We start from the raw sequence: 8,243 nt of genomic DNA, 5'->3' as shown, positions 1-8,243 counted from the left end.
GGTTGTAGTACAGTCGCACGAAATGAAACATCACCCTCTCCACAGAATAATGGCCGTGTTCGGGCTCAGCAAACCGATCCTGGTAAAAAGGAAATTGCCGATTCTGCTCAGGTTGCGGCACATCTGGAACAGTTGGCCAAAGGAATTGACGGTGTTGAGAATGCGCATTGTGTTGTATTCGGAAATACAGCAATTGTCGGTATTGATGTTGCCAGCAAACTGGAGCGTTCCAGGGTTGGTACTGTTAAATATTCCGTTGCTGAAGCTTTCCGTAAAGATCCATACGGCATAGACGCTCTTGTGACAGCAGATATCGATATATACGAGAGGCTTAATGAAATGGGTGCTGACATTAAGCGCGGACGGCCTATTCAAGGCTTCGCAGAAGAAATGTCTGACATAATAGGCCGTTTAATCCCTCAGATGCCACGCGATGTATTGCCGCCACAAGAACCCGAGATGAAGGAAGTACCAAAATTGAATAAAAAGATGTAAACCGCTCTGAAGACACAAAAAGCCTAGTGAAATATCACTAGGCTTTCTTTAATGCGGTAAACCATTCCAAATCGAACGGATTTGCCGCTTCTAAATTTCTTGCAATAAGGTATGAGCGCGCAGGGGCATCATGCCGCAGCTTGTGAATAGCTTCAATTGATTGCTCTATTTGTGCTGCTACGGCTTCGGTCATCCACGTGACCTCCTTCTGAACTGGATTCAAAAATGGCCTCTGTACCTTATTATATCTATGATATTAGCACTCGTCTATGGTTATTCAGCCAATTTTGCTTTCAGTRCAGCACTAGCCTCATCCAGCTTAACATCGTCTAAATATACATAAGGGCTTTTCCAATTACCTTCTAATGCAATGAAGGTTATATCCTCTTTACTAATGCCAAAGTAAGTCGTTATCATACTTTGAATTTCTTTCTTAGGCATATCCATCTTCAAGTTATTTCCAACAGCGTCGATCACTTTACCAATTTTAGGAATGCCGCCAATTGACTTCATCTTGTCAGTTAACGCACCTATCACTTCACTTTGACGACGGTTGCGATCAAAGTCACTGGACATGTTCTTGCCATTATTCGATTGACGATAACGGACAAAATCAAGTGCCTTGTCACCGTTCAACTTTTGAAAGCCCTCTTCAAGATCAATATTGGTACCATCTCTAGTATCCTTGTATTTCATACGCATATCGACATCAACATCCACACCGCCAAGTGCATCTACAATATCTGCAAAACCTTGAAAATTAATAACTGCAGTATACTTAATATCAATTCCGAATAAACGACTAAATACGGTTCGCACCTCTTGCTTAGCATCAGCCTGTGCTGCTTCCTTCTTCATGCCGTCATTAATAGCAGCTGAATAAAAGTTGGCATAAAACGCATTTGCTTTTCTGGCTTTATAATCCTTTACATCAATCTTTGAGTCCCGTGGAATGGAAATGACCGTAGCCGATTTGGTTTTTGGATTAAAGGCAGCCACCATCATAACATCAGTATTTAGACCGCCGCCATGTGACCGTGAATCCAGACCCATTAACACCATAGCTACTGATTTTTCATCTACCGACTCTCCGGCAGGGATAACGACCGAACTGTTGTCTGCTCCAATTTCTCCAAGTGCATCATCCGTTTTAAACAACAAATAAGCAAAACCAGCTGCTACTATGAGCAACAGCCCGAATAGAAGTACCATAAACGTCTTTAAAATCGAACGTTTTTTACGCTTTTTTTGCTTTTTTGGTTTTGTTGTTTTACGCGAGCTCGTTCTTGAAGGAATGGGTGTTGTTCCTTGACTCATTCTTCTCACCTACAAGCTTAGTTGTATTTTGGATTGGATTCGATATCAGTTAACAGCTGTGACCCTAACTCTCGTGGATATAACTGCAACTTAGAGCGGCCATCCTTTTCGTACTTCACATGAATCATTGTCTCATCTGTCTTTGCAACAACAAAACTGGTCAGACCATGATCCTCCGTCAACACTTGAGCAAAAAAGGCTAGGGTTTCAATAGCGGCCTGATCTTCAGGACGAGCGTCAGCAACAAGCTGGATTTGCAGCCAATTGAATAAAGCGTCCTCAAACTTCATTTGCCTGAATCTGCTTTCGGAGAAGATGGTTCAACTGATTTGTTGCCTTTCCATTTGTCATACAGCTGACGACCGCGCAGCATGAGCATCATGAGTACAGCTATCCCCAAGCATTGTATAATTGGCAGCTTATCAACCTGCAAAATCATCAATACAAAAGACCCGAACAAAATCAGCGCATAAACAAGTATTTCTTTCAGTAGCGGCAGCTTCTGCTGAGCGCGAAACACTTTGTTAAATATGTATATCGTAAATCCAAGTATCAACAAATACGATACGAGCTTGTGGTCACTTAGCCACTGTTGCATGTTACTTACCTCCTTTAAAGGTTTTGTGAATACAAAACCTACTTCGTAAGCATGATCTTAGGTTTTGTGAATACAAAACTTACTTCTTAAATAATAAACTAAGGTTTTGCGTTAGCAAAACCTTAGTTTATTACTACCTATTTGTCTTAAACGCTAGCTTGAGCGTTTTTGCGGTTTTTGTCCGCACGCTCGCGCTCGCTCTTGTTCAATATTTTTTTGCGAAGACGGATCGTCTTCGGAGTGATTTCACAGTACTCATCATCATTCAAATACTCAAGCGCTTGCTCAAGTGAGAATAGACGTGGGCTTTTCAGTGTAACTGTGTCATCTTTACCAGCTGAACGGATGTTGTTAAGCTGCTTCACTTTACAAATGTTAACGATGATGTCGTTCTCGCGTGTATGCTCGCCGACGATCATGCCTTCATAGATCTCAGTACCTGGCTCCAAGAATTGGATTCCGCGGTCTTCTACGCCCATCATGCCGTAGAAAGTTGAAGTTCCGTTTTCACTTGCTACTAGAACACCTTGGTGACGGCCGCCCACGCTTGCACCCGCAAGTGGACCATAGCTGTCAAATGCATTGTTCATAATACCGTAGCCGCGTGTTAATGTCAGGAAGTTTGTACGATATCCAATCAATCCACGAGCTGGAATAATGAACTCTAAACGTACTTGACCCGTACCATTATTGATCATATTAACCATTTCAGCTTTACGTGTTCCAAGGCTTTCCATTACGGCGCCCATACTTTCCTCTGGAACGTCGATCAATAGACGCTCATAAGGCTCTTTTTTGGATCCGTCAATTTCCTTAATGATAACTTCAGGCTTAGAAACTTGAAGCTCAAAGCCTTCACGGCGCATGTTCTCAATAAGAATACCAAGATGCAGCTCACCACGACCAGAAACAACAAAAGCATCTGGGCTATCAGTTTCATCAACACGAAGTGATACGTCTGTCTCAAGCTCTTTGAATAGACGCTCACGAAGCTTACGGGAAGTAACCCATTTACCTTCGCGGCCTGCGAAAGGACTGTTATTAACAAGGAACGTCATTTGCAATGTAGGCTCGTCAATTTTCAAAACTGGCAAAGCTTCTGGATTTTGTGGATCAGCAATCGTTTCACCAATATTGATTTCACGAATACCAGCAATTGCAACGATATCGCCTGCTCCTGCTTCTGCAATTTCAACACGCTTCAAGCCTTGGAAACCGAACAATTTCTCGATTCTTGCTTGTTTCGTGCCGCCTTCACGGGTCATAACTGCAACCGTTTGGCCTTGACGAATGATACCGCGGTTAACACGACCAATTGCAATACGACCCAAGTATTCGTTGTAGTCGAGCAATGTAACAAGGAACTGCAACGGCTTCTCAGTGTCTTCTGTTGGAGATGGGATACGGCTTACAATCGTTTCGTACAAAGCTTCCATGTTGTCATCCTGCTTCTCAGGATCAAGACTGGATGTACCCATTAGCGCGGAAGCAAAAACAACTGKGAATTCAAGCTGCTCGTCACTTGCACCAAGCTCGATGAATAAATCAAGAACTTCATCTACAACTTCGCTTGGTCTTGCATTAGGACGGTCAATTTTGTTAACGACAACGATTGGTGTTTGATTCGACTCAAGCGCTTTGCGCAAAACGAATTTCGTTTGCGGCATACAGCCTTCAAATGCATCAACGACTAGAAGTACACCGTCAACCATTTTCATAATACGCTCTACCTCGCCGCCGAAGTCAGCGTGTCCAGGTGTATCCATGATGTTGATTTGGAATTCCTTGTAGTTTATAGCAGTGTTCTTAGCCAAAATCGTAATACCGCGCTCACGCTCTAAATCACCGGAGTCCATTGCCCGCTCTTGTACTGCTTCGTGATCACGAAATGTTCCAGATTGTTGAAGCAGTTTGTCAACCAATGTTGTTTTACCATGGTCAACGTGGGCAATAATCGCGATATTCCGTAAATTCTCTCTTGCTTGCATAACTTCTAACCACTCCATTTGTTTTTTATTTAATACACTTACCAACGTCTGCGTTTGCTTAGCATCATCCAAACACCCGCTGCAATAAACGCAACAGCAATCGCATAAATTCCCCAGCTCCACAGAAGCACTAGAACGATAAATACAGCTGATGCGGCAGCAAGCGCAATCGATGCTGTGAGCACAACACGCGGTCTGGATGAACCGAACAAATAATATTCGTAAAGACCAGCTGCTACTCCTGAAATAAACAGCGGCCACAAATATTTCAAGTAATCCCATCCAACTAAGTTGCAAACGATAAACAGTAAGGCATACACGACGAGCATTCCACCAGGGACAAGCACGACTGCCGGAACTAATCTGCCGAAATACAGCACATGCAGCAGCACTCCAGGAATTAATACCAGCAACGGCCAGAAGATTGCACCCAGAAAGCTGAATACTCCTAATTTGCCGAACAATATAACGACCCCGGCTAACAGCAAAATAATTCCAGCGGAATATTTGTTATTAGGCATTCGCGTTCCGCTCCTTACAACGTCCATCGTACTACTCGACGAAAGACGACAGTTTTTATCTATATTAGTTTATAGGAATTAAGTCAAAAATACCAGAGAGAAGCACCTTAACAATAAAAAAAAAATCGAAACTTGATCAATTTTGCTGATGTTTATTGCTAAAATAACCTTTAAACCGTCTTTTTTTTCATTACTGCAAGCGCAATTACAAGCGGTACACATAGCAATGGGATGGCCTCAGTAAGCGTTTTTGACCCATGAAACAACAGATTATTTAGTCCAGGATCATGCATTAGCATTCCCCCGGCAGCGTAAGCCAACAACGCTGCCCCAATATAGGAAAGAGCGGGAAATTTTTGAAGCATTGTTCCCAACATCTGACTTCCCCACACGATCATAGGTATGCTAAGCGCTATGCCCAGTAAAATAAGTACAGAATCACCTTTAGCAACTGCAGCAATTGCAAGCACATTATCAAGACTCATAATAAAATCTGCCGCTACGATTGTCCAAATGGCTTGAGCAATGGATTTTGGCTTTTTAACAGTAAGTGTATCATGCTGTGTACCTGCATCGGCCAACAGCTTAACTGCAATATAAAACAACAGAATTGCACCTATTGCCTGCAAATAAGGCACCTGAAGCAGCTTAATTGCTACAAGCGTCAATATGCAACGCAGCGCGACAGCGGCAAATGCACCCCACCAAACAGCTGCCTTACGTTGATGTTGAGGAAGCTGCTGACTAGCCATTGCGATTACAATAGCATTATCCCCACTAAGCAATACATTAATTAATATGATCTCGATAAAAATAAGCAAGTTGTCCACCATACATTCCCCCTCTTATCAGCTGTATGTACAAGCTGAGGGAAATATGAACAAAAAAAAATGAATCATTCTTCCGATTTAATCGTATCTATTTTACATCTAAGGCAGGGCATGTAAGGATTGGAAAGGGGAAGCTTGTATATGGAATTATTTTCAATCGAGTTCTTCTCAGCACTGCTTACTATCGTGTTTATTGACCTCATTTTAGCAGGAGATAACGCCATCGTTATCGGATTAGCAGCACGTAATTTGCCTAAAGATCAACAAAAGCAAGCAGTCATTTGGGGAACCGCCGGTGCAGTTGGAATTCGTATAATCGCCACACTGCTCGTCGTACAATTGCTAGCCGTCCCTTGGCTTAACCTCGTAGGGGGGTTGTTATTACTTTGGATTGCATATAAATTACTAGTACAAGACAGCCCGCATGATGACATCAAGTCGGGCAACACTTTATGGCAATCGATTCGAACGATTATTATCGCTGATGCCGCTATGGGTATCGATAATGTAATCGCGGTCGCAGGTGCAGCACATGGGGATACATTGCTTGTCGTACTAGGACTTATTATAAGCGTTCCCGTTGTTGTATGGGGAAGTACCCTCTTCATTAAACTAATCAACCGCTTCGAATGGATCGTGTATGTTGGCTCTGCCGTTCTCGCTTACACAGCTGCTAAAATGATTACGCACGAGAAATCATTTAAGGTTTTCTTCGAAACCAATACATTCATTTATTGGACATTTATTGTTCTACTCATTATCGCGGTAATAGGTCTAGGAGTGTGGACTAATAATCACAAAAAACAAAAGAAGCTTCAAAAAAGCAGCCAATCCCATTAGTGGGATTGCTGCTTTTTTTCTCTTCATTTATATTCGTTAAAACCAGCGATCTTCACCAGCGGTCTGCTCAGATCCAAGGCTTCCTTGTGAAATCACCATCTGCTCCGTTCCTTCTACAGCTGCATGAATCAGTTCACTGAGGTTAGGAATAAGCGACTCGACTTTTTCCACAATTTTCAAGTTAGGATTCGTGCTTGGTGACTTTGGCAAAAATAATGTACAACAATCCTCATAAGGTAAAATCGACGTTTCAAAGGTTCCAATTTGTTGAGCAATATTTATTATGTCCTGTTTATCCATCATGATAAGCGGCTTTAGCAGCGGAAGATCCGTTGCGCGTCCGATAATATTCATACTGGACAGTGTCTGGCTTGCTACTTGACCTAGACTCTCCCCTGTAATAATTCCCTTAGCTCCATTAAGCTCCGCTAATTGTTCCGTTATGCGCAGCATAGCTCTTCGCATCAACGTAATAATTAGTTTATCTTGGTTGGCTCCTGCCAATGTTGTTTGGATTTCCGTGAATGGTACAAGATGCAGTTTGATCGGATCTCCGCTAAAATACGACAATCGCTTTGTCAGCTCAATGACTTTTTCCTTTGCTTTTTCACTTGTGAAAGGGTAACTATGGAAATGAACGGCTTCCAGCTCAAGTCCTTTACGCAATGCCATCCAACCGGCTACCGGACTATCGATACCGCCGGATAACAGCAGCATTCCCTTTCCGTTTGAACCAAATGGAAAGCCTCCTGCGCCTGCGATCATTTCGTAGAAAACGTATGTGGCTTCTTCCTGAATATCAACTCGAAGCTCGACCTCAGGTTGACGTACATTAACTTTAAGCTCCGGTATGGCGCGCAGGATATGTCCTCCAACCAGATGATTCATTTCCTGCGAATCGTGTGGAAACTTCTTGCACGCCCGCTTCACACTAACCTTAAACGTCTCCGGCAACTTTGGAAGTGAACGCATAACATCCACAGCTGCCGATCGTATTTGTTCCAAGTCTAACTCTGTACTTACAGCTGGACTAAGAGATGTTATCCCAAATAGATCCTTCAAACGATCGAGTACTGGCTTATACGGATGTCCGTTTAGCTTTACATATAATCGGCCAAATGATTGGTAATAGGTAATGTCAGCATACTCTATACAAGCTTGTTTAACTTGTTCAAGCATTCGTTTCTCAAATTTATGACGATTCCTTCCCTTAACTGTTAAATCTCCATATCGCAGTACTATTTGATCGTAAAGCAATTTATGTCAATCTCCTCTCGAGCGGCTTCAATTCTTTTATAGCAAGCTGTAGCACTTCACCTAATTTAACGACGTCCTGCTCTGTATGCTCTTCTCCAAAGCTAATTCTAATGCCCCCAGYTGCATGAGCTGAGCTTGCACCTATAGCAAGCAGAACTCGGCTTGGCTTATCATCTTTCGAAGAGCAGGCTGATTTAGTTGATGCCATAATATCATGCTGCTCCAGCATATTAATGATGACCTCTGGCTTCATACCGGGATACGAGAAGTGAACAATATGCGGCGCAACAGGTTCACCGCTGTTTAGCTTCAGTTCAGGTATAGCTTGAATGATCTCCACTAGCTTGCTTCTTAATAGAGCTATCCGCTCCATACGCGGCTTCATCGATTCTAATGC

The 8,243-nt window shown here is 42.8% G+C and carries 11 protein-coding genes; 2 read left to right on the top strand and 9 right to left on the bottom strand.

Features of this window, described 5'->3' with window-relative positions:
- On the top strand, positions 1-495 hold a 495-nt coding region (locus tag AC1DWN_RS21990; RefSeq protein WP_477561039.1), incomplete at its 5' end, for a YhcN/YlaJ family sporulation lipoprotein.
- A 37-nt stretch (positions 496-532) separates the two neighbouring features.
- Here AC1DWN_RS21990 and AC1DWN_RS21985 read toward each other — a convergent pair.
- From AC1DWN_RS21985 to AC1DWN_RS21955, 7 genes are all read right to left on the bottom strand, one after another.
- Entirely contained in the window at positions 533-688 is a 156-nt protein-coding gene (locus tag AC1DWN_RS21985; RefSeq protein WP_477561038.1) for a hypothetical protein, read from the bottom strand.
- A gap of 80 nt (positions 689-768) precedes the next feature.
- Positions 769-1,812 carry an LCP family protein gene (locus AC1DWN_RS21980; protein ID WP_477561037.1) on the bottom strand — a complete coding sequence of 348 codons (1,044 nt, stop codon included), beginning with the start codon at positions 1,810-1,812 and terminating at the stop codon, positions 769-771.
- Positions 1,813-1,829: 17 nt separating this feature from the next.
- Complete coding sequence (locus AC1DWN_RS21975) at positions 1,830-2,102, bottom strand: hypothetical protein (protein ID WP_477561036.1); 273 nt, start codon at positions 2,100-2,102, stop codon at positions 1,830-1,832.
- Entirely contained in the window at positions 2,099-2,410 is a 312-nt protein-coding gene (locus tag AC1DWN_RS21970) for a YlaH-like family protein (protein WP_477561035.1), read from the bottom strand. Before AC1DWN_RS21970 ends, AC1DWN_RS21975 begins: the two co-directional genes overlap by 4 nt.
- A gap of 146 nt (positions 2,411-2,556) precedes the next feature.
- Positions 2,557-4,398, bottom strand: coding sequence for a translational GTPase TypA (typA, locus tag AC1DWN_RS21965; protein ID WP_477561040.1), 1,842 nt, complete (start codon positions 4,396-4,398; stop codon positions 2,557-2,559).
- 38 nt (positions 4,399-4,436) lie between these two features.
- A complete protein-coding gene (locus tag AC1DWN_RS21960; protein WP_477561034.1) occupies positions 4,437-4,919 on the bottom strand; it encodes a hypothetical protein in 483 nt (160 codons plus the stop codon).
- 170 nt (positions 4,920-5,089) lie between these two features.
- Positions 5,090-5,752: a TerC family protein gene (locus AC1DWN_RS21955; protein ID WP_477561033.1), complete on the bottom strand. Its 663-nt coding sequence runs from the start codon at positions 5,750-5,752 to the stop codon at positions 5,090-5,092.
- 138 nt (positions 5,753-5,890) lie between these two features.
- Here AC1DWN_RS21955 and AC1DWN_RS21950 point away from each other — a divergent pair, with 138 nt between their 5' ends.
- On the top strand, positions 5,891-6,589 hold the full coding sequence (locus AC1DWN_RS21950; RefSeq protein WP_477561032.1) for a TerC family protein: 699 nt from the start codon (positions 5,891-5,893) through the stop codon (positions 6,587-6,589).
- A gap of 36 nt (positions 6,590-6,625) precedes the next feature.
- Here AC1DWN_RS21950 and thiI read toward each other — a convergent pair whose 3' ends face one another.
- Both thiI and AC1DWN_RS21940 read right to left on the bottom strand, forming a co-directional pair.
- Positions 6,626-7,846 (bottom strand): tRNA uracil 4-sulfurtransferase ThiI, encoded by a 1,221-nt coding sequence (thiI, locus tag AC1DWN_RS21945; RefSeq protein ID WP_477561031.1) that lies wholly within the window; start codon positions 7,844-7,846, stop codon positions 6,626-6,628.
- 1 nt (position 7,847) lies between these two features.
- Positions 7,848-8,243, bottom strand: a 396-nt coding sequence (locus tag AC1DWN_RS21940) for an aminotransferase class V-fold PLP-dependent enzyme (protein ID WP_477561030.1), incomplete at its 5' end; no start/stop codon positions are given.

The sequence above is a fragment of the Paenibacillus sp. P4_A7 genome (assembly GCF_056402455.1).
This window is presented reverse-complemented; position numbering and strand designations above follow the sequence as displayed.